Origin of the sequence: Paenibacillus sp. FSL R5-0473, assembly GCF_038004565.1 — a bacterium.
Classification (GTDB): domain Bacteria; phylum Bacillota; class Bacilli; order Paenibacillales; family Paenibacillaceae; genus Paenibacillus; species Paenibacillus amylolyticus.
Genome location: NZ_JBBORL010000001.1, coordinates 3,755,650 through 3,778,399, shown reverse-complemented (window position 1 = coordinate 3,778,399; position 22,750 = coordinate 3,755,650). Strand labels below are relative to the sequence as shown.

The following is a 22,750-nucleotide window of genomic DNA, read 5'->3' as shown; positions in this document are numbered from 1 at the left end:
GCCATCAAATCAACGGCTGGAGAGGTGTAGTTGTGTTCAAAGATATATTCCAGAAGAAACGGAAGTACGCTACCATACCTTCCGAGCGTGCACTTCCCGGCGAAGGCCAGGAAGTCCTAGAACGCCCAAAACGTGAAATACCTGAAGGGCTTATGAACAAGTGCAGCAAATGCGGCACCATTCAATATAGCAAGGAATTGGAGAAAAATCTGAAAGTATGTCCTGCCTGCGGTTATCATATGCGTCTTAACGCTATGGAGCGCATTGCTATGGTACTTGATGATCAAGGATTTGTTGAGTTTGATGCTGATATGATATCGGTTGATCCACTTGGCTTTCCCGGATATAGCAACAAATTGGAACAACAGCGTCTGAAATCGGGCCTGAAGGAAGCGGTAATTACAGGGGAAGGAACCATTGATGGCCTGCCTGTAGTTGTTGCTGTCATGAGCTTTGATTTCTTCACAGGCAGCATGGGTTCTGTTGTAGGGGAGAAAATTACCCGTGCCATTGAGCATGCCACAGAGAAACGGTTACCATTGATTATTTTCTCAACATCAGGTGGTGCCCGGATGCAAGAGAGTATTCTCAGCCTCATGCAAATGGCCAAAACAAGCGCAGCTTTATCCCGTTTAGATGAACAGGGCGGGCTGTACATTTCGGTCATTACGGACCCAACGACAGGTGGAGTCTCGGCAAGTTTTGCGAGCTTGGGCGATATTAACATTGCCGAACCTGGCGCTGTATTTGGTTTTGCCGGCAGAATCGTTATCGAACAGACGATCCGTCAGAAGTTACCTGATGATTTCCAGACGGCTGAATTTAATATGCAACATGGTCAGTTGGACATGGTTGTGCACCGGAAAGAGCTTCGGGCCACTCTTGGCAAGCTTTTGGATATGCATAGTGAAAAAGGAGGGGTCTAAATGGCGGGTGAGTTGCCATATGAAGCGCCTCTGGTTGAGATGCGCAAAAAGATTGATGAACTCGTACAGTTTGGACAGGAAAAAGGGATCGACTTCACGGACGAGATTGCCCGCCTGGAAGAACGTTACCATAGACTTGAAGAAGAGATCTACACTGGCATAACAGCAGCTCAGAAGATGCATCTGGCCCGTCATCAGCAACGCCCAACGGCGCTGGACCTGATCCAACTGATATTTACGGACTTCATTGAGCTGCACGGTGATCGCATGTTCGGAGACGATCTTGCGGTTGTTGGCGGACTTGCCAAGTTGAATGGAAAGACAGTAACGGTAATCGGACAACAGCGGGGGAAAGACACGAAGGATAATATCGCCCGCTTTTTCGGCAGCGCTCATCCAGAAGGTTTCCGAAAAGGACTTCGTCTGATGAAACAAGCGAACAAATTTGGCCGTCCTATTATTACGTTTATTGATACTAAAGGGGCGTATCCGGGTAATACTGCAGAAGAGAGAGGTCAATCGGAAGCGATTGCTCGCAACCTGATGGAAATGGCGAAGCTATCGGTTCCTGTTATTGTTGTGGTCATCGGCGAAGGTGGAAGCGGCGGTGCCCTCGCTATGGCTGTGGGTAATCGTGTGTTGATGCTGGAACATGCGATCTATTCTGCAATCTCTCCGAACGGCGCTGCTTCGATTCTCTGGAAGGATGCATCCAAGGCAGATCAGGCGGCTGAAGCAATGAAAATAACAGCCAAAGACCTGCTGGAGATGGAAGTCATTGAAGAGATTGTCCCTGAGCCACGCGGCGGTGCTCATCGGGATTATGAAGCGTCTGCTGCTTTCATCAGTGAAGCTTTGGTCCGTCATCTCGACGATATGAAGGATTGGAGCGAGGATCAACTGAAACAGGATCGTTATGAGAAATTCCGTAAAATTGGATCGGTCACGTTTGAACCTCAAGCATCCATTGAAGCCCCTCAAGAGCTTGTAAAAGTCGATGTTGCGAGTAATTTGTCGGGAAATGCTGAATAATGTGACGAATTTCCTATACAAATGAGCAAAAGTATAGTAAATTTAATAGTTGGAAAAAGAAAAATAGATAAAGAGTAATACCTTTAAAATCGGAGGAAACCCAAAATGCGTAAAACGAAAATTGTATGTACCATTGGTCCATCCAGTGAATCTCTGGAGAACACCAAAAAATTGATTATGGCCGGTATGAATGTGGCCCGTCTGAACTTCTCCCACGGTGATTTCGATGAGCACGGCGGACGGATCATTGCGATTCGCCAAGCATGCGAAGAGTTGAACAAAACAGTAGCGATCCTGCTGGACACCAAAGGACCGGAAATTCGGACAGGTAAACTCGAAGTTGAACCGATCGAATTGGTTCAAGACGAGTACATCACTTTGACAACAGAAGAAATTCTGGGCACCAAAGAACGTCTTTCCATTACGTATACAGATCTTCCGAATGATGTTGAACCGGGATCTACAATTCTGATCGACGACGGTCTGATCGGACTGACTGTGGTGGAAGTGCAAGGCACCGAGATCAAATGCCGTATCGTTAACGGCGGATCGATCAAAAGCAAAAAAGGTGTTAACGTTCCGGGCGTTGCCATTTCTCTACCGGGTATCACCGAAAAAGACGCTAACGATATCGTATTTGGTATCGAACAAGGTGTCGATTTCATCGCGGCTTCTTTTGTACGTAAAGCAAGTGATGTACTTGAGATTCGTGAATTGCTTGAAAAACACAATGCTGGACATATACAAATCATCTCCAAAATCGAAAACCAACAAGGTGTCGATAACCTCGATGAAATCCTTGAAGTGTCTGACGGCCTGATGGTTGCTCGTGGAGACCTGGGTGTTGAGATTCCTGCGGAAGAAGTACCATTGGTACAAAAACGCATGATCCAAAAATGTAACGTTGCAGGTAAACCGGTTATCACAGCTACACAAATGCTGGATTCCATGCAGCGTAACCCGCGTCCAACACGTGCGGAAGCAAGTGACGTGGCGAATGCGATCTTCGACGGTACGGACGCAATCATGTTGTCCGGTGAGACAGCTGCGGGTAAATACCCAGTTGAATCTGTTCTGACCATGTCCCGTATTGCTGAAAAAGCAGAATCTGCTCTGCCTTACCAAGAGTTGTACCTGAAACAACGTGTTGCTCAACAAACAACAGTTACGGAAGCAATCAGCCAATCGGTTGCTCTCCAAGCTCAAGATTTGAACGCAAAAGCGATCATTACTTCGACTGAATCAGGACATACTGCACGCATGATTTCCAAGTATCGTCCAGAATCTCCAATCATCGCTGTGACAACGGAAGACAGAACTTCCCGTCGTTTGGCTCTGGCTTGGGGTGTAACTCCTGTCAAAGGAAGACTGGTTGATTCCACGGATGCTTTGTTCGAAAATGCAATTGAAGGCGGCGTAAAATCCGGACTTGTTAAAGAAGGAGACCTGGTTGTGATCACAGCAGGTGTGCCTTTGGGTCGTTCCGGTTCTACCAACCTGATTAAAGTAAGCCAAATTCCAAACAACGCTTAATAGCGTCTTGGATGGAGAAGCAACAGGAAAGAAGCAATGGGGCTTTATTGTCCCGTTGCTTTTTTTCCATCTTATTGACACTTTACAGCGATGTGCCACGTATGAATGATAGAGTGAAGGAGGCCGATAACGTGCGAGAACAGAGCAATGGTAACTGGTATGCGGCACGTCTTCGTGTACGCTATCAAGAAAGTGACCAGATGGGCGTGGTCTACCACGCGAACTATTTGAATTGGTTTGAAATCGGTCGAACTGAGATGATTCGCCAAATGGGGTATACATATCGTAAAATGGAGGAACAGGGGTTACTGCTTCCCGTAACCGGACTGGATGTGAAGTATCACAAGCCTGCCCGATATGATGATGAGATTATCATATTCACCCGTATTGCTGCATTTAGTGGTCTGCGACTGAATTATGATTATGACGTAAGACGCATGTCTGAAGAACCTGATGAGCATATGGCGATTGGAGAACGGGTATGGTCAACTGATGAATCACTCCCCGGTGAACGGCTAGTTACAGGTTCTACCCAGCATGTATGGGTGAATGGGGACTGGAAGCCAGTTCGGCTGGATAAGGCAGCCTCTGAGTTATACAGCGCGCTTGAAAAGGTGTGGCTTTCGGGAAAGGGGTAATACGTCAATGCGAAAATGGATGTGGGCTTTACTCTTAATCATTCCGGTGATTGAATTATTTGGTTTTATTCTGATGAGTGACTGGATCGGAGCCGGAAAGACATTGCTTCTCATGATTCTCACGTCCTTGATTGGTATAGCAATGTTGCAGTTTGAAGGGCGAAAAGTACTTGTGGACGCCAAATCCGAGATGGAGCGTGGCAAGGTACCTGGAAGAAAAATGGTCGATGGTCTTTTTATTTTTGTCGGTGGTTTCTTGCTTTTGATTCCAGGCTTTGTAACGGATCTGATCGGGTTTACACTGGTATTTCCATTAACACGTCCGGTGTACCGTCTGTTCTTCCTGGGGTGGCTGGAGAAAAAAATGAAAAGTGGCAAAATTACGTTTTATCGTCGTCCGAAATGAAACACCAGTTGTTTTGCATAATGGAAAAGGCTCCGCTCAGCAGATGATTTCTGTTGAACGAAGCCTTTTTCTATTTTCCTGGGTGCTCATAAGATGATGCCTCATCGGACACGGCCGTTGATGATATACGTTCTGAGGTCGCGTAATACGTTAGCCCGATTGAACGCATCCAGAATCACGAGACTGACAGGGCCAATAATCAAGCCCAGAACACCGAACAACTTCAAACCCACAAACATGCCAACCAGCGTGGCGAGTGGGTCGAGCCCTACACTGCTTGCAAGTACCTTCGGTTCAATAATCTGACGGGCGATCAATAAGATCAAATAGATAATACTAATCCCAATGCCCAGATACAGATCCCCATTCATAAAGAGGTACGCTGCCCAAGGCACCATGATAAGGCCAACACCCAGATAAGGAAGCAGATCGACCAAACCAATCATCAGAGCGATGGTGAAGGCTGAATTGACTTGCAGTATAAGCAGTCCAATCATGACGAATAGTGCTGTAATCGAGATCATGATCAATTGTGCTCTTGCGTATCCGAACAGTGCCTTCTTAAGGTCGGTCCATATGTCGGATATCGGCTTGCGAATGGAAGAGGGTACCCATCCGGATACGGTGATGTTGTGCCTGGTCCAGCTTTTGCTAATGAAGAATGTAGACAACAGAACAACGATTAATACCGCGCCCATGTTCGGCAGGGAAGTCAGCAGACTCAGAATCATGTTGAAAAATCCGGTGACCAGATCTGTGACGGCTGTACCCACCGTTTCAGTTGTTTTACTAATATTGCTGTTGATGGTTTCCTGGTAGTTGGGATTTTCCTTGTAAAATTCATTGATCTGCGCAGTCAAACTTTGAATGGTGTCATTCTGGGTCCAGCGCACAAACGTGTCCTTGATCTCATCAACATGAAGATCAAAACTTGTCGTAAGTGAAATGACTTCTTTTACCATGCGGGTAATCGCCGCAGACAGCACTACCGCAATGGCTCCAAAATAAAGGATCAATGAAAGAGTCACAGCCAGCCAGCGCGGGAATCGTGCTCGATGCTGAAGCAGTTTCACTAATGGATTCATGGCATAGGCGATAATCCAGGCAATCGCAAAAGGGTACAAAAGCGGGAACAGCAAGTATATGGCAACGGCGATCAGAACGGCCGCAATGATAACCCATAAGCCACGGAGCAGGCGTTTCATTATTATTCTATCCAAGCATCAACTCTCCTTATTTCAATTAAGCCGACCTATGTATGATCCATGAAGCAGTATTAAAAATAGATGGCTATCTTAATTAATATAGAGCATTTACAAGGTTTTGAAACGCCGGGATGTTACCAGATCTTGTTCAAGAGTGGACTTTTGAACAAGATGTATGGGGATTCTTTCTTTTGCCTAGAGTATGCCTTAGTATTACAGAATATAGCAATAGAAAGTTCTCATACGACAGGATTGGTTAAAAAACATTAAATGTCAACCTTGTTTTTGTAAAGGCTTTCAAAAATGCTTTATCGGACCGATAAAGAAGTTTGATGTGCGAATGAACTCTCATCATGTTCACATAAACGACAAAATCCAGTATGATGTTATAAGTAAATACCGATTGACAGATAGGAAAACCTTAGTTTGAAATATTTGTTAATTTTAAAATGAAAATGTTTACAAAAAGAGAATAGGTGCATTTTGGCACTTATATGACACTCTGGAATGGTTCCTGATTTCGCTTATTAAAGGAGAGATGTAATATGACAGCTACCAAAGGTCTGGAAGGCATCGTTGCGACAACCTCTTCGATCAGTTCTATTGTAGACGGTGTGCTCACATACCGTGGTTACGATATCGACGATTTGGCTGAACATGCCAGCTTTGAAGAAGTTGCCTATTTGTTGTGGTTTGGTAAATTGCCAACAACGGATGAACTGAAATCCCTTCGTAAAAGCCTGAGCGATTACGCGCCGATTCCGAGCGAGTTGATTGCACAAATCCAATTGTATCCGAAAAACGTCAGTACCATGGCAGCACTTCGTTCCGCTGTCTCTGCACTTGCACTGTACGACGAGCAAGCGGATGAGATGACAACGGAAGCGAATGAGAACAAAGCGGTTAAGTTGCAAGCACAGTTGCCAACGATTGTGGCAGCCATCGCCCGTATCCGTCAGGGCAAAGAACCTGTGGCACCAAAAGAAGGCGCTTCCATCGCAGAGAACTTTTTATATATGATGACTGGTGAAGAACCATCCGAGACCGCAGTGAAAGCATTGGATCAAGCCCTTGTCCTGCATGCGGATCACGAGTTAAACGCTTCGACATTTGCAGCCCGTGTAACGGTTGCGACGCTGTCAGATATCTATTCCGGTGTAACTTCCGCCATTGGCGCACTGAAGGGACCACTGCATGGCGGTGCTAATGAAGCCGTTATGAAAATGTTGAATGAGATCGGTACGCCTGATCGTCTTGAAGCGGCAATTCAGGAAAAACTGAATAATCGTGAAAAGATCATGGGTTTTGGACATCGTGTGTACAAAAACGGTGATCCACGCGCCAAACATCTACAGAAGATGTCCAAGGAACTTGGCGAGATGAACAATGATACGCGTTTGTATGATATGTCTGTGAAGATCGAGGAACTGGTAACAGGACAAAAAGGACTGAAGCCTAACGTAGACTTCTATTCTGCTTCTGTATATACCCAACTGGAGATCGAACAGGAATTGTTCACTCCGATCTTTGCCATCAGCCGGGTGTCTGGATGGACAGCGCATATTCTGGAACAGCTTGCGGACAATCGCATCATTCGTCCACGTGCGGAGTACACTGGCCCTACAGAACAGAAATACGTTTCTATTGAACTTCGCTAATAGCCGCAAAAACAGTATAATAATATGGACGAGGTGAAGGGTTGGAAAGCAGAGGCTTTACTGGCTTAAGCTCTCAGGACCCTTCTCTCAACAAGACTAGTGGTATGATGAATACTGCATATACGAAACTTAGGAGGAATTTTAACTATGAAATTAGAAAAATTTGCTCACCCAACTGAAGGCGAAAAAATCCAAATTGATAACGGTACACTTCAAGTACCTAGTAATCCAATCATTCCATTTATCGAAGGTGACGGTACAGGCCGTGATATCTGGAAAGCTTCCAAACGTGTATTGGATGCAGCTGTTGAAAAAGCTTATGATGGCAACAAAAAAATCGCATGGTATGAAGTGTTTGCTGGACAAAAAGCATTCGATACATACGGTGAGTGGTTGCCGAATGATACACTGGAAGCCATTCGTGAGTATATCGTAGCGATCAAAGGACCATTGACTACGCCAATCGGTGGTGGTATTCGTTCCCTGAACGTAGCCCTGCGTCAAGAGCTTGACCTGTACACATGCCTGCGTCCTGTTCGTTATTTCGACGGTGTACCTTCTCCGGTTAAACGTCCTGAGTTGGTAGACATGGTCATTTTCCGTGAGAATACGGAAGATATCTATGCAGGAATCGAGTATGCTGAAGGTTCTGAAGAAGTGAAAAAAGTGATCCAGTTCCTTCAACAGGAGATGGGTGCTAACAAAATCCGTTTCCCTGAGACTTCCGGTATTGGTATCAAACCAGTTTCTTCCGAAGGTTCGAAACGTCTGGTACGTGCAGCAGTGCAGTATGCAATTGACCATAACCGTAAGACGGTTACATTGGTACACAAAGGTAATATCATGAAATTCACAGAAGGTGCCTTCAAAAACTGGGGATATGAAGTGGCTGAAGAAGAGTTCGCTGACAAAGTATTCACATGGGCACAATACGACATCATCAAAGAAAACGAAGGTACAGATGCAGCGAATGCAGCACAAAAAGCTGCTGAAGATGCTGGTAAAATCATCGTAAAAGATGCGATTGCCGATATCGCTCTGCAACAAGTATTGACTCGTCCAGGCGAATTTGATGTTATCGCAACATTGAACCTGAACGGTGACTATCTGTCCGATGCACTTGCAGCGCAAGTTGGCGGAATTGGTATCGCTCCTGGAGCGAACATCAACTACGTAACAGGACATGCTATCTTCGAAGCAACTCACGGTACTGCACCTAAATACGCGGACAAAGATGTCGTGAACCCTGGTTCCGTTATTCTGTCCGGAGTAATGTTGCTTGAGCACTTGGGATGGCAAGAAGCAGCTAACCTGATCTACAAAGGTATGGAAACATCCATTAACAATAAAACAGTAACGTATGACTTTGCACGTCTGATGGACGGCGCTACTGAAGTGAAATGTTCTGAATTCGCGGATCAAATCATTAAAAACCTGTAAGGGGAGATGTGAATCTTGACTATTCAGCGCAAAAAAATCACAGTAGTCGGCGCCGGTTTTACCGGTGCTACGACCGCATTAATGCTTGCCCAAAAAGAACTCGGGGATGTTGTACTGGTTGATATTCCTCAACTGGAGAACCCGACGAAGGGGAAAGCACTCGATATGATGGAAGCAAGTCCTGTTCAAGGATTTGACAGTCATATCGTCGGTACTTCCAACTACGAAGATACTGCAGGTTCTGAGATTGTAATCATCACCGCTGGTATCGCCCGTAAACCGGGTATGAGCCGCGACGATCTGGTCAATACGAATGCGGGTATCGTGAAGTCCGTTTGTGAAAATGTGAAAAAATATTGCCCTGATTCCATCGTCATTATTCTAAGCAACCCGGTGGATGCGATGACTTATGCAGCTTATCAGACCCTTGGTTTTCCTAAAAACCGTGTTATCGGTCAGTCAGGTGTTCTGGATACAGCACGTTATTGTACCTTCATTGCGCAAGAGTTGAACGTATCTGTTGAAGATGTTCGTGGATTCGTTCTTGGTGGTCACGGAGACGATATGGTGCCCCTCGTTCGTTATTCGAGCGTGGGAGGCATTCCGATCGATACGCTGATTCCGGCTGACCGGATCGAATCCATCGTTCAGCGTACACGTGTTGGCGGTGGTGAGATTGTGAATCTGCTCGGTAACGGCAGTGCATATTACGCACCGGCGGCTTCACTTGTTCAGATGACCGAAGCCATTTTGAAGGACAAGAAACGTATCATTCCAGTGATCGCTTATCTTGAAGGTGAATATGGCTATAATGATCTGTTCCTCGGTGTACCAACCATTTTGGGTGGTAATGGCATTGAGAAAATATTCGAACTTGACCTGACAGCGGAAGAAAAAGCAGGATTGGATAAATCTGCTGATTCGGTTCGCAACGTCATTTCGGTAGTAAACCTGTAAGTTTGAAAACTTTTTGAACAGAAGCTAAAAGAAAACCTCCGGTAAACCCGGAGGTTTTCTTTTCTTTGGATAAGTTCCCCAGTATAATGGGATGTGATGTATAGCACACCGAAAATGTTGAGGAGGATGAAAATTTTGACAATGATTATGTATTTGCTCCATATTGTTGGAGCACTGGCGATGGGATTCTATTTGATTCTGCCATTTGTGGTCGGTAAAATCCGTACCCTGAATGCTGCAGCACAAGAGGGAGCCTTTGCATCACTTCGTTCTTTGAACAAAGTCGCGCAGTATGGACTTGTAATCCAACTTCTTACTGGTGGTTACCTGATGACCAAAGGTGAGTACTCTCATGTCTGGATGGCTGTCGTTGTTGTTCTGCTCTTGGCTATTGCGGCTATTGGAGGAATCATGGGTAAACCGTTGCGACTCGCTGCAGAAGGTGTGAAAAACAAACGTGATGTGGGTCCTGAGCAAAGCAAGATCCGTATGTTCAGTACACTTCTGGCTGTATTCTTGCTAATCATGGTGTACCTGATGGTGAATAATCAGGTGATCTAAATGCGTTGCGGACGGTTAATCCACCTTATGAAGATGTATTGTTAGTCGTTGGTTAAGCGTTTGCAGACGTACTTAGGACAAGCCGGATGAGATGTAAGACGGTGTTTCGTTGGAACAAACAAAAAATAGACAGCCTCATTGGCTGTCTATTTTTTGTTATTATCAAGATAAAATCAGTAGTCCTCGGTTTATTTTGAACTGGAACTAGAGGGAATCACTACCATACATAACAGCATGCATATTCCATCAGACGCGATCTACATTGGTTAGGTTGTACTCACAGTATACGCCCGCACTGCATTTCGACCATTACGCTTGGATTCGTACAAGGCAGTATCAGCATCGCGTAACAAGGACTCCAGCGAATCTGACCCTCCATTGTACTGGGCAATACCAAAGCTTGAGGTGAGCGTAATAGGCACTCCCTTAACATCCAGGGGGTCATTCAATAAGGCAACTCTCAGTTGTTCGGCAAGTTTCTCGGCTTCTTGAAGCGAGGTATTCGGAAGAGCGATGACAAACTCTTCGCCTCCATATCGGGCAAACAACATCTCAGGGCTTAAATATCGATTACAAACAGAGACCACATGAATGATGGCCTGATCGCCAACATCATGCCCGTACGTATCGTTGATACGTTTAAAGTAATCAATATCAAATAAAATAAATGAAACAGGTTGCGGGTTAAGCTGAGCTTCACTCAAAATCTCCCGTCCTCTATGCAAAAATTGAGTGCGATTATAGATTTTGGTCAGACCATCGAAATAAGCCAGTTGTTTCAGCTGTTCTTGCAAGAAGCGTTGTTCCGTTATATCAATTAACATAATTAGACTGCCCACAGTCTGTGCATCCTTGTTATACACGTAAGATGTCCTGACCTGATAACAGACGGTCTCTCCATTTAACTGCCAGTACAGATCGGTTTGCAATCCTTCTCTTCCGTATTCAACGGGAAACGTCTTTCCAGCAAGATTATGCCAGATTTCATCCAAGGGTTGGCCAATCATGGTTGTATTAAGCTCTGGCAACATGTCACGCAGAGATCTGTTGTAATCGACCAGTCGATTGAAACTATCAAGTACAATAACACCTTCACGCATACTCTCGAAAATACTGTCTTTGGCGATGGGTACGATGGTCAGTAGACGTGAGGATAGAATCGCCCAGATATACATGGCAGATGTGATACACATGAGCACGGGGACGGGGTCCATCCCACCGGGGGTCAAACCAAGCAAATACAGAAAAGCTGCGATCATAGGAATAATCTGTGAAGTAATGAGAGTAAGTAATTGACGACGATACATCTTCTTGGTGTGTCTCCATTGTCCAATCAGAATAAGGCAGGCACATAACAGACAGGAGAAGGTGAATGCACCATGTACAACATACCATTGACCCACTGCGATATCCATCAGAGGAACGGGACTATCTTCTCTTAGCCATACTTTTTTATAAAATAGATGATGAAAGTCATTGGTTGCAACCATACCTAGTGTAATGGAAGGGATTACAAACAGCGCGGCAGTTACCTTTTTGGATAAGGTTTTTCCTGTGTACTTTATCATCAACATGAGGCCAAGAGATGCGGAGAAGGGCATGCCTATATACTCCACGGTGGTCCAAAACATCATCTGCTCCAGCGTGTTGCTGGCTAGCTCAATCGCATAACCAAAAGTATATATGGAGAGTGCTGCTGTGTAGAGAATGAATATTTTGGAACTGGGAATCTCGGATCTTCTGAAATAGGTATATAAACACAAAAAGACATTCAGCACGGCTGAAGTAGCGACGAGTGTTATATATGAATTAATATGCGATTCCATTGTCAGGTCTCCATGTTAGGTTAGAATGATTAAACCAATAAAGATGAGAGTTAAAGCACATCAGTATACTGTACATTGTACATCAGCCCAAGCAGCATAGGAATACACTTTGTATCATGAAATAGTCTAATTTCGAATAAATTTCGAATTTTGGCCAAACAGGCATTAAAGCAAATCGGGTGTTTGATATCTAAAGAGAGTGGTAAATAACGATTAGAGACAGCACGCTGAGGCTTAAGTTGCTGTTCATCGCAGAAGAATAATCTGAACTGTTCATGCCATCCTACAGAATGAGACTTTTTCAGAGAACGAAAGACAAGGAAGTATACAGTTAAGGGTCCATGTCTTCTGTAATCCAAACATGTTCACATTTTGAGAGGAGAATGTTAGATGTCAACCAACACACAACAAAATCAAAAAACAATGCCAGCACAGCATCAGGATCAACGCCCCGGTATTGAATCGGAGATGCATCCCAGACCGGAATTTGAGAAGCCTGAATACAAGGCAGCAGGTAAACTGACGGGTAAGGTGGCCCTTATTACAGGGGGTGACAGCGGAATTGGACGTGCTGTTGCTGTTACGTATGCCAAGGAAGGCGCGAATGTCGCCATTGTATACCTGAGCGAGCATGAAGATGCCAAGGAAACGAAACGTCAGGTCGAACAAGAAGGACGCAAGTGTATCTTGATTGCAGGGGACATTGGTGATGATGCCTTTGCGAAGAAATCGGTTAAGCAGACAGTAGATGAACTGGGCAAACTGGACATTGTCGTGAATAACGCAGCAGAACAGCATCCACAGCAAAATCTGGAGGATATTACGCCAGAACAGCTGGAGCGTACATTCCGTACCAATATCTTTGGCATGTTCTATGTGACGCAGGCAGCCCTGCCACATCTGAAGAAGGGCAGTACGATTATTAATACAACCTCTATCACAGCCTATCGCGGAAGCCCAACCCTGCTTGACTATTCATCTACCAAAGGAGCAATCACTTCGTTCACTCGTTCGCTATCGATGAATGTGATTGAGAAGGGAATTCGTGTTAATGCCGTTGCACCAGGGCCGATCTGGACACCACTCATTCCATCCACATTTGATGAGAAAAAAGTAAGTGAGTTCGGCGCAACGCAGCCAATGAAGCGGCCAGGACAACCGGATGAACTGGCTCCCGCTTACGTATACCTTGCTTCGGATGACTCTTCGTATGTGAGCGGACAGGTGATGCATGTAAATGGCGGCGAAGTGGTGAACGGATAATACGTTAAGGACGTTTAGATTCAGGATAAGATTGATTATATAGAGAGGCGTATCGCTTTCAGCATGGCTGAGCGGTGCGTCTTTTTTATATCAGGTGAATATGTATGTCAAAGATGCGGTTAGCACCTGTTTACAAAAGTCGGCATCTCTGTTGATACAACTATGATATTTTATTATTAGCCTTGTCTCACTGCAGTTGATAGCGTATTGCAAAGTACTGACTGAAAAGATTGGGAGTCCCCTAATCTGTGATATGATAGATCGAGCAATTATACTCGAAGGGACAAGTCATATGAAAATGAGCAAACAGAATGCAGCACATTATATATGGGGTGCACAGTGCGACGGTTGGCATCTCGTTCAAAATGAAACACTGAGCATTATTCATGAACGAATGCCCGCAGGAACGGCTGAAATACGACATTATCATTCGGTAAGCCATCAGTTTTTTTTCATCCTCAGCGGTGAAGCATGTATGGAACTTAATGGAGAGACGTTTGTGCTGGAAACCCATGAAGGAATAGAGATTGCACCCGGAATGCCGCATCAGATGAAGAATCGGAGCGACGAAGAAGTGGAGTTTCTTGTGATTTCCAATCCGGGTACCCGTGGGGATCGAATTGAACTGGATTCAATGTAGAGCAATTCATTAGATATTAATCTGATCATAAAGGAAGAGATAGATGAGACCGTTCCGAATTCGCCTTGCCATCATTATGATGGTGCTGATCGGCGTATCCGTCATTGTGGCTGGATATACGATGGGCAGAGTGTTTAAGACTACGCATATAGCCGCATTGGAGCAAACCATGGTGCGCGAGATTAATTTGCTCAAAGCAACTTTTCCATTCCATGATGCAAGTGATCCAACCTCGGAAGCCACACGAAAGTATTATTCAGATCGGGCGCTGGAACTGGACCGTCTGACGGATTCCCGGGTAACCTTCATCAATAAAGACGGCATGGTCATTGGAGATTCCGAGAGTGATCCGGCATCCATGGATAATCACTTGAACCGTGAGGAGATTAAGGGTGCCGTCGGAGATGGATACGGGCAATCCATACGTTACAGTGAGACACTGGGACAAGACATGCTGTATGTAGCACTACCTGTGAATTCGGATCAAAGTGACATGATTGAAATACCTAGCGGCAAATTTGATGGTTACATTCGTCTATCCATGAGTCTACAGGCTGTGGATCAAGGACTTCAGCGTGGTTGGATGATTATGTTTGCTGCACTTGGATTATTGTTCTTAATTGTCGCGTTTGTCAGTTATCGGGTTGCACGCGGATTAACCTCCCCGATTGAGCATATTACAAAAGTGGCCCATCGGATCACCAAGCTGGAATACGATGCCAGAGTTGATGTAACGCGAAGAGATGAGATCGGACAGCTGGGGCTTGCGATAAACGGAATGGCAGACAGCTTGCAGTCCCAGCTGAAAACGATCCGTGACAATGAAGCGTTGTTACAGAGTGTCCTCGCGAACATGACCGGAGGTATTGTCATGATCGACGCAGGGCAATCCATTGCACTGGTCAATCGGGAAGCGGAGCGTATGCTTGGTATTCAGGCAGGAAAGGTTACGGGTAAACCTTATACTGAATTGAAAAGACACTACGAATTAACACGTACCATCGAAGAGAGTGTTGCACTAAAAGAACGGATGCATGAAGAAGTGAGTGTGTTCAATCCGGAGGAAAAACTGATCCGTATTGATGGAGTACCGATGTCCGAAGATGATGGTGGATATCGAGGCATGTTGTTCCTGTTGCAGGACGTGACGGCAATCCGCCGATTGGAGTCAATGCGCAGTGAGTTTGTTGCAAATGTCTCTCATGAGCTCAAGACACCAGTCGCTGCGGTCAAAGGGTTTGCCGAAACGTTGCTCAGCGGCGGGGTACAGGATAAGGAGACAGAGCGATCATTCCTGAAAATCATCTATGATGAAGGAGATCGACTTAACCGATTAATAGGGGATATTCTGGAGTTATCCAAAATTGAATCGAAACGCGCACCGCTGCAATGCTCACCTGTGCATGTACACTCTTTCTTCGAAATGGTGCTGGGCACCTTGTCCAAGGTGGCGGAGAAAAAGCAAATTCGTCTGGAAATGCATGTTCCGGAGGAACTGTACATTGAAGCGGATGAGGACAAGATGAAGCAGATTTTCATCAATCTGTTATCCAACGGCATCAACTATACCCCCGATGGTGGACGAGTGAAGTTACAGGTGACGATGGATAATGATGATGAAGTTGTCTTTGCGGTGTCAGATACAGGAATTGGCATACCGAAAAAAGATTTGCCGCGAATCTTCGAACGGTTCTATCGTGTTGATAAAGGCAGATCCCGTAATTCAGGGGGCACAGGCCTTGGACTTTCCATCGTTAAACATCTGGTGGAACTGCATCATGGCAAATTGTCTGTAGAGAGTGAACTGGGCATGGGGACAACGTTCCGTGTGATCCTTCCATTCATTCAAGACGAAGAGATGTAGGCGTCTAGTATCAAAATGTAAAAAGTGTGTATTGTTTTACACCGCGTTAACAAATTAGTGCTATGATAGAAAAAGTGTTGTGGCAACAGACAACCTATGAAGAGAGAAGGGGTATCATGGCACAGCGTTTACTAGTTATTGAAGATGAACCTACATTATCAAGATTACTCACGTATAACCTGACACAGGAAGGTTATGACGTTACGGCAGAGGATCACGGATCTGCAGGATATGATCGGGCCTTGTCCCAGGAATTTGATCTCATTTTGCTGGATTTGATGCTTCCGGGCATGAATGGTCTGGACATTCTGAGTAAGTTAAGAATACAGGGTGTTAGTACACCGGTTATCATTCTGACGGCCAAGAACGGTGAAGCCGAGGTTGTACAGGGACTGAAATCAGGTGCCGATGATTATATTACCAAACCGTTTGGTGTATCTGAGTTATTAGCCCGAGTGGATGCGGTATTAAGACGTTATTCCAATGGTGAAGATTTACCACAGCTTGAGGACAAGGATGGTTCACGAATTATTCTGGGAGAGCTGGAGATTTATCCTCTGAAATATGAAGTGACACTGGGTGGACAATCCATCAGTCTGCGACCAAAAGAGTTCGAAGTACTGCTATATTTGGCCAAAAAGCCGGGTGTGGTACTGACAAGGGATGATCTGATGAACGCTGTGTGGGGCTTTGATTATATCGGAGGTCAACGAACCGTGGATGTTCACGTCAGTTCATTACGTAAAAAGCTGGAGCTGGACCCGGAATCGGTTCACATTGATTCCATTCGTGGTGTAGGTTATAAATTGGTTGTCAAAAGAAAAACTCCCCATCATTCAAGTTAGCAATGATCGGGGAGTTTTATTTTACGTTCATTTAACATAAAGGAAGATTTTTCTTTACGTAGAGGGAGTAGCATGGACTTATCTGAGTGATACTTTGTACCTACACAACCCACCTCAAGACGGAGGTATTACGTAAAGGAGATTGCGCATTTATGCCCATGTTGCTCGAAGTGAAACCTGACCAGCCTCATGTTGTTTTACATAATGAAGAAATAGTGACACCCGAACAGCAACATCATGAAGTAACAGTGGTTGCTGAAGAACCTGTAATCCATTTACATGACTATTATCGTCAGGTACCTGTCGCGGGGGGCCATACGACCTGTGGAGAAGCTGCTGCGATGATGAATCAAGATCAGGAGCACCCATGTATTGTATTGTGTGATGAGCAGATGAAACCCACTGGATTGTTAATGCGAGAGACGTTATATCGGATGTTAAATGGCCGTTTTGCCGCAGATCTATTCTACCGTAAGCCGGTCATACAAGTAGTGAATACATCTCCGGTTATAGCAGATATTCATATGGAAGCCGCAACGATTATTGATATCGCACTTGGACGGGATGAACAGCATTTCTACGATTGTCTGCTGGTTACGGAACAAGGCAGACTGCTTGGTGTGCTGACGATGCGTGACGTAATGTCGCTATCTCGCAGATTGCAACAGGCTGTTACGGAAGAGCGCATACGTACAGTAACCGAGAGCAGGCAGGAGATATCCAGAATCAATAATGCGGTCACCAAGCTGGTGAATGCAGCGAATCAGACCGTTCATGAGGCCCGTGAGATCATGACATTGTCCAAACAGGGCGAAGAGAGTTTGAAGCACGTTGATGCTTCCTATAACCGGGTACATCAGCATATGGAAAGTCAAGGACAACATGCGGATCACATGCTGAATTCGATCAAAACAGGCTCAGGCATGGCACATTCCATTCGCTCCCTGGCAGATCAGAGTGGTCTCCTCGCCCTGAATGCTTCCATCGAAGCAGCTCATGCCGGTGAATATGGACGAGGTTTTCAGATTGTTGCAGGCGAGATTCGAGCGCTCGCAAAACAGACCCGTGAGGTTGCGGGGAACATGTCTTCATTGTTAGAGAATATTGGTGGATTGACCCTTCAGACTGTTGAACTGGTTAAGGCAAGCGGAGCGGAGATTGACGACAGTTCGGTGCATGTCACCGCAGGGGGAGCAACGTTCCGACAACTGAATAGTGCGGTGAGAGATTTGTCTCGTATAGCAGAGGAGATCGCCATGGAAGGCGGGAAAGCTGGAGAAGTCGCAGAGCACATTCGTACGAAGCTGGATGAGATGGTTACGAATAGTGAGTAATATAAAGTAGTCAATAAGGCAGGCATCAGCAATCAGATTGATCCATCAAGCAGATCATGAAGGTTAAGGATGTCTTTTTTACATTCCGTTAACATGAAAGTGATACTGTTTTTACAATGAAAGGGTAGGATATTAAAGATGGCCGAGCAGCGATGAAAGATTACCAGTATCGGTCTCAACGTAAAGGGAGCCTCCGTGTCCCTGCAGCGAAGGAGAAGTGAACATCCATGAAGGACCTCATTCACATTGAAAATCTTAATTTATATTATGATACGCATCACGCGCTTAAAAATATATCGATGGATCTGCCGGAAAAAACCGTTACTGCGTTCATCGGGCCGTCAGGTTGTGGTAAATCGACATTGCTTCGCACGTTAAACCGGATGAATGACATGATTCCGGGTGTTCGTGTGGAAGGACAGGTTATGCTGAATGGCTCTGACATTTACAGTAATGAGATTGAAGTGGAGACACTGCGCAAACGAGTTGGCATGGTGTTCCAACAACCGAATCCTTTTCCAAAATCCATATACGATAACGTGGCTTATGGACCGCGCCTGCACGGGGTAACCCAAAAGGCTGAACTGGATCAGTTGGTGGAACAAAGTCTTGTCCATGCTGCATTGTGGGATGAAGTGAAGGATGTATTGAAAAAGTCGGCACTTAGTTTGTCTGGCGGACAACAACAGCGTCTCTGTATTGCACGGGCGCTGGCTGTACAGCCTGACGTTCTGCTGATGGATGAAGCAACGTCTGCACTCGACCCGATCTCCACATTGAAGATTGAGGAACTGGTGAAAGAATTGCATCACAAGTACACGATCGTTATGGTTACCCACAATATGCACCAGGCGGCACGGGTATCTGGACGCACGGTATTTTTCCTGAATGGTGAAGTGGTGGAGGCAGCTGATACGGAGACGTTATTCTCCACACCGCAAGATTCCCGGACCGAGGATTATATATCTGGAAGGTTCGGTTAAGCGAGCTGAATTGGAATGATCCCGGCATACCCGGAGATGATGGATAAGGAGGACATGAAATCTATGATTCGCAGAAAAGAATTTGATCAGGAGCTTGAAGAGCTGCGTACCTTGCTCAAACAAATGGGTGAACATGTAGGAGCAGCATTGGATGGTGCTATTGAGAGTTTACAAACGATGAACGCGGAGAAAGCTCAGGTCATCATCAAGAATGATGCGAATCTGAATGCCCTTGAAGACAAAATTATGGAACTTGGCTCCAAACTGATCATCACACAACAGCCGGTGGCAAAGGATCTCAGACGTATTATCGTGGCATTCAAAATCTCCAGTGATCTGGAGCGTATGGGAGATCTTGCGCTCGACGTGGCGAAGGTGACACTCCGTATGGATGGACAGAAGCTAATTAAACCTTTGGTGGATATCCCGCAAATGGCAGAAATCGTGAAATCCATGATTGATGAATCCATCGAATCTTTCCTGAAAGAAAACACAGACCTGGCCTACAAAATGGCTCAGACAGACGATCAGGTCGATCAACTGTACAGCCACATGATCAGTGATCTCTACACGTTAATGTCAGAGCATCCTAATCAGGCTTCACAGGCTATGCTGCTGATGATGGTTGGACGTTACATTGAACGGATTGGCGATCATGCAACCAACATTGGTGAGAGCACGGTATACCTGGTGACAGGTAAACGCCCGGATCTGAATCAATAGGAAGAGCATTACTTTGGAATTGGGGAATCAGTACTGATTAAGTAATGCAATCATATGAATGGAAAAGGACTTTCTCTCAGGTAGGCTGTGTACAGCTGTCTGTGGAGAAGGTTCTTTTTTGTGATTAAATGTGAAGTGAAAGAGGCTATTCTTTTTGATGTGACAGGTGGGTATGGTATCATGAGAGTAGATGTAATTTGAAGAGGTTGACCATATAATACGCGAGGTGCTGGAATGGACAAGTTTATTCTCATAGATGGAAATAGCATTATTTACAGGGCGTTTTTTGCAATGCCGCCTCTGACCAACTCGAAAGGTCTGCATACCAATGCGGTATATGGCTTCACTACGATGCTGCTGAGATTGCTTGAAGAGCATAAGCCTACACATGTCATGGTTGCATTTGATGCAGGCAAAATCACGTTCCGCCACGAAGGGTATCAGGAATACAAGGGTGGACGGGAGAAAACACCACCAGAGTTGTCAGAGCAATTCCCTTTGCTCAAAGAACTGCTGAAAGGACTTGGCATTGCTCAGTTTGAGCTAGCTGGATTTGAAGCGGATGACATCATCGGAACGTTAACCAAACGCGCAGATGAAGCGGGTAGACAGGTGCTCGTTGTATCGGGTGACAAAGATATGCTGCAGCTTGCTTCCGAACATGTACATATCGGGCTGACGCGTAAAGGGGTAACCGATATTGAGCTGTATGATCCTGCTCAGATTAAGGAGCGTTATGGTCTGACGCCGCTGCAAATTATTGATCTCAAGGGTCTGATGGGCGATGCGTCCGATAACATTCCAGGGATTCCCGGGGTTGGAGAGAAAACAGCGTTGAAGCTGCTGCACCAGTTCGGATCGGTAGAAGATGTGCTGAACGGCACTAGTGAGCTGAAAGGCAAGATGAAAGAAAAGATCGAGGCCCATGCCGAAGATGCCCGGATGAGCAAACAACTCGCGACGATTCACCGGGAAGTTCCGCTGGAGCAGACGTGGGAGGATATGCAATTCGCGGGATTAAAAGAAGAACATGCTGGCCCTGCACTAGCTAAGCTGGAATTCAAATCTTTGCTCGAACGCCTGTCGTTCAGTGGTAGCATCGGTTCTGAACAGGAAGCGGTCCCTGCTGCCGAAGTTGAATCCTCCATTGCAACAGAGGACAACATCAGTGAGCTGTTCAGTTCCCTCGATTCCATTGATGTACTCCACGTGGAGACACATGGGGATAACCCGCACCAAGCGAAATTGATTGGACTTGCTGTAGGTTCCGCTGGAACGTATACGTTCATATCTCCTGAATTGCTTCATTCCGAGGCTGCGGCTCCAGTGCGGGCATGGCTTGGTAATTCAGACCAGCCAAAGCGGGGTTATGATCTTCATCGTGTAGACCTGGCCCTGCATGCGCATGGCATTGAATTTGCTGGTGCGTCATTTGATGTACAACTGGCAGCGTATTTGCTTGATCCAACCGAATCCAACCAGACGATTAGTGGACTCACGACCAAGTATGGTCTGCCGTCACTTGTGGAGGATGACACGGTTATGGGCAAAGGGGCTAAGTACAAGGTACCGGAAGTGGAGATACTGGGGGATTTCCTATGCCGCAAAGCTGCTGCTGTCGCAGCCATTATCCCACTTCAGGAGCAGGTGCTGGAAACGGATGAGATGAATTCGCTGTTCCATGAACTGGAGATGCCGTTGTCACGCATATTGGCAGACATGGAGAAACAGGGCATCAAGGCCAATACAGCCGATCTTCAGGCTTTGGGCAGTGAGTTTGAAGAACAGATCAGCAGGTTGATGGCTGAGATCTACAAGTTGTCAGGAACGGAATTTAATCTGAATTCACCGAAGCAACTGGGTGAGATTTTATTTGATAGATTGGGCTTGCCAGTGGTGAAGAAAACAAAAACGGGTTATTCCACAGATGCTGAAGTATTGGAGAAATTGGCTCCTTATAATGATGTGGTCAAGCATATTCTGCAATATCGTCAGCTTGCCAAGCTGCAATCCACTTATGTGGAAGGATTACTCAAAGAGATTTCGGATCGGGATGGCAAGGTGCATACGTATTATCGTCAGACCATTGCTGCAACGGGACGACTTAGCAGTCAATTCCCGAACTTGCAGAACATTCCGATTCGGATGGAGGAAGGTCGCAAAATCCGGAAGGTATTTGTTCCTTCCGAGCCAGGATGGTCCATTTTGGCAGCAGACTATTCCCAGATTGAACTGCGAGTACTGGCACACATTTCGGACGATGAGCGCTTGAAGGAAGCGTTTGTCAACGATATGGATATTCATACAAAGACCGCTTCGGATGTATTCGGCGTGAAGCCTGAGGATGTGGATGGGGATATGCGTCGTTCCGCCAAGGCAGTTAACTTTGGTATCGTGTATGGAATAAGTGATTATGGTTTATCACAGAACCTGCATATTACACGTAAAGAGGCTGCGCAGTTTATTGATCAGTATTTTGAAGTATTCCAGGGTGTCCGCCGATATATGGATGACATTGTGAAGGAAGCTCGCCAGGATGGTTACGTCAAAACGTTGTTGGAACGACGTCGTTACCTGCCAGAGATTAATGCTAGTAACTTCAATCTGCGTTCCTTCGCAGAGCGTACGGCGATGAATACACCGATTCAGGGAACAGCGGCAGATATCATCAAGCTGGCCATGGTACAGATGGATGAAGCGCTGCGGGAACGCAAGTTGAAGAGCCGTATGTTGCTTCAGGTGCACGATGAGCTTGTATTCGAAGTGCCTGCCGATGAATTGGAATTGATGAAGGAATTAGTGCCTTCTGTCATGGAAAAAGCATTGGAACTGTCGGTTCCGCTGAAAGCAGAAGTCAGCTTTGGTGATAACTGGTACGAAGCGAAATAAATCAAGTGTTGCGCGGTTTTTCCGGTA

The 22,750-nt window shown here is 45.7% G+C and carries 19 protein-coding genes; 17 read left to right on the top strand and 2 right to left on the bottom strand.

The window, feature by feature from the left end:
- Positions 1-32 precede the first annotated feature (32 nt).
- The 5 genes from accD to MKY28_RS16370 all read left to right on the top strand — a co-directional run bounded on the left by accD (position 33) and on the right by MKY28_RS16370 (position 4,535).
- A complete protein-coding gene (gene accD / locus MKY28_RS16390) occupies positions 33-926 on the top strand; it encodes an acetyl-CoA carboxylase, carboxyltransferase subunit beta (protein WP_036609844.1) in 894 nt (297 codons plus the stop codon).
- Positions 927-1,958, top strand: a complete 1,032-nt coding sequence (locus tag MKY28_RS16385; RefSeq protein WP_340936406.1) for an acetyl-CoA carboxylase carboxyltransferase subunit alpha — start codon at positions 927-929, stop codon at positions 1,956-1,958.
- 105 nt (positions 1,959-2,063) lie between these two features.
- The gene (pyk, locus tag MKY28_RS16380; protein WP_017689492.1) at positions 2,064-3,491 is read left to right on the top strand and encodes a pyruvate kinase; all 1,428 of its coding nucleotides are present in this window, start codon (positions 2,064-2,066) and stop codon (positions 3,489-3,491) included.
- A 131-nt stretch (positions 3,492-3,622) separates the two neighbouring features.
- Positions 3,623-4,129, top strand: coding sequence for an acyl-CoA thioesterase (locus MKY28_RS16375; RefSeq protein ID WP_340936405.1), 507 nt, complete (start codon positions 3,623-3,625; stop codon positions 4,127-4,129).
- Between the two features lie 7 nt (positions 4,130-4,136).
- Positions 4,137-4,535 (top strand): FxsA family protein, encoded by a 399-nt coding sequence (locus MKY28_RS16370; protein WP_036609835.1) that lies wholly within the window; start codon positions 4,137-4,139, stop codon positions 4,533-4,535.
- 101 nt (positions 4,536-4,636) lie between these two features.
- Here the strand turns inward: MKY28_RS16370 and ytvI are convergent, their stop codons facing one another.
- Entirely contained in the window at positions 4,637-5,755 is a 1,119-nt protein-coding gene (ytvI, locus tag MKY28_RS16365) for a sporulation integral membrane protein YtvI (protein ID WP_036609832.1), read from the bottom strand.
- A 530-nt stretch (positions 5,756-6,285) separates the two neighbouring features.
- Between ytvI and citZ the strand changes: the two genes are divergently transcribed.
- The 4 genes from citZ (at position 6,286) to MKY28_RS16345 (ending at position 10,356) form a co-directional block, all read left to right on the top strand.
- Positions 6,286-7,398 (top strand): citrate synthase, encoded by a 1,113-nt coding sequence (gene citZ / locus MKY28_RS16360; protein WP_017689488.1) that lies wholly within the window; start codon positions 6,286-6,288, stop codon positions 7,396-7,398.
- Positions 7,399-7,545: 147 nt separating this feature from the next.
- On the top strand, positions 7,546-8,838 hold the full coding sequence (gene icd, locus MKY28_RS16355) for an NADP-dependent isocitrate dehydrogenase (protein WP_036609828.1): 1,293 nt from the start codon (positions 7,546-7,548) through the stop codon (positions 8,836-8,838).
- A gap of 15 nt (positions 8,839-8,853) precedes the next feature.
- Positions 8,854-9,795, top strand: a complete 942-nt coding sequence (gene mdh, locus MKY28_RS16350) for a malate dehydrogenase (protein ID WP_036609827.1) — start codon at positions 8,854-8,856, stop codon at positions 9,793-9,795.
- 135 nt (positions 9,796-9,930) lie between these two features.
- On the top strand, positions 9,931-10,356 hold the full coding sequence (locus MKY28_RS16345) for a hypothetical protein (RefSeq protein ID WP_017689485.1): 426 nt from the start codon (positions 9,931-9,933) through the stop codon (positions 10,354-10,356).
- A gap of 266 nt (positions 10,357-10,622) precedes the next feature.
- On the opposite strand, the gene MKY28_RS16340 is transcribed toward MKY28_RS16345, so the two are convergent.
- Positions 10,623-12,182, bottom strand: coding sequence for a histidine kinase N-terminal 7TM domain-containing diguanylate cyclase (locus MKY28_RS16340; protein WP_340936404.1), 1,560 nt, complete (start codon positions 12,180-12,182; stop codon positions 10,623-10,625).
- Between the two features lie 390 nt (positions 12,183-12,572).
- Between MKY28_RS16340 and MKY28_RS16335 the strand changes: the two genes are divergently transcribed.
- The 8 genes from MKY28_RS16335 to polA all read left to right on the top strand — a co-directional run bounded on the left by MKY28_RS16335 (position 12,573) and on the right by polA (position 22,723).
- Positions 12,573-13,445, top strand: a complete 873-nt coding sequence (locus MKY28_RS16335; RefSeq protein ID WP_340936403.1) for an SDR family oxidoreductase — start codon at positions 12,573-12,575, stop codon at positions 13,443-13,445.
- 292 nt (positions 13,446-13,737) lie between these two features.
- Positions 13,738-14,085 (top strand): cupin domain-containing protein, encoded by a 348-nt coding sequence (locus MKY28_RS16330; RefSeq protein ID WP_340936402.1) that lies wholly within the window; start codon positions 13,738-13,740, stop codon positions 14,083-14,085.
- A 43-nt stretch (positions 14,086-14,128) separates the two neighbouring features.
- Complete coding sequence (gene pnpS / locus MKY28_RS16325; RefSeq protein ID WP_036669981.1) at positions 14,129-15,949, top strand: two-component system histidine kinase PnpS; 1,821 nt, start codon at positions 14,129-14,131, stop codon at positions 15,947-15,949.
- Between the two features lie 116 nt (positions 15,950-16,065).
- Positions 16,066-16,794 (top strand): response regulator transcription factor, encoded by a 729-nt coding sequence (locus MKY28_RS16320; RefSeq protein WP_036609823.1) that lies wholly within the window; start codon positions 16,066-16,068, stop codon positions 16,792-16,794.
- A gap of 152 nt (positions 16,795-16,946) precedes the next feature.
- Positions 16,947-18,128: a methyl-accepting chemotaxis protein gene (locus MKY28_RS16315; protein WP_340936401.1), complete on the top strand. Its 1,182-nt coding sequence runs from the start codon at positions 16,947-16,949 to the stop codon at positions 18,126-18,128.
- A 227-nt stretch (positions 18,129-18,355) separates the two neighbouring features.
- Positions 18,356-19,111, top strand: a complete 756-nt coding sequence (gene pstB / locus MKY28_RS16310; RefSeq protein WP_036609821.1) for a phosphate ABC transporter ATP-binding protein PstB — start codon at positions 18,356-18,358, stop codon at positions 19,109-19,111.
- Between the two features lie 63 nt (positions 19,112-19,174).
- The gene (phoU, locus tag MKY28_RS16305) at positions 19,175-19,834 is read left to right on the top strand and encodes a phosphate signaling complex protein PhoU (RefSeq protein WP_036609819.1); all 660 of its coding nucleotides are present in this window, start codon (positions 19,175-19,177) and stop codon (positions 19,832-19,834) included.
- Between the two features lie 234 nt (positions 19,835-20,068).
- Positions 20,069-22,723: a DNA polymerase I gene (gene polA, locus MKY28_RS16300; protein ID WP_340936400.1), complete on the top strand. Its 2,655-nt coding sequence runs from the start codon at positions 20,069-20,071 to the stop codon at positions 22,721-22,723.
- The last annotated feature ends 27 nt before the right edge of the window (positions 22,724-22,750 follow it).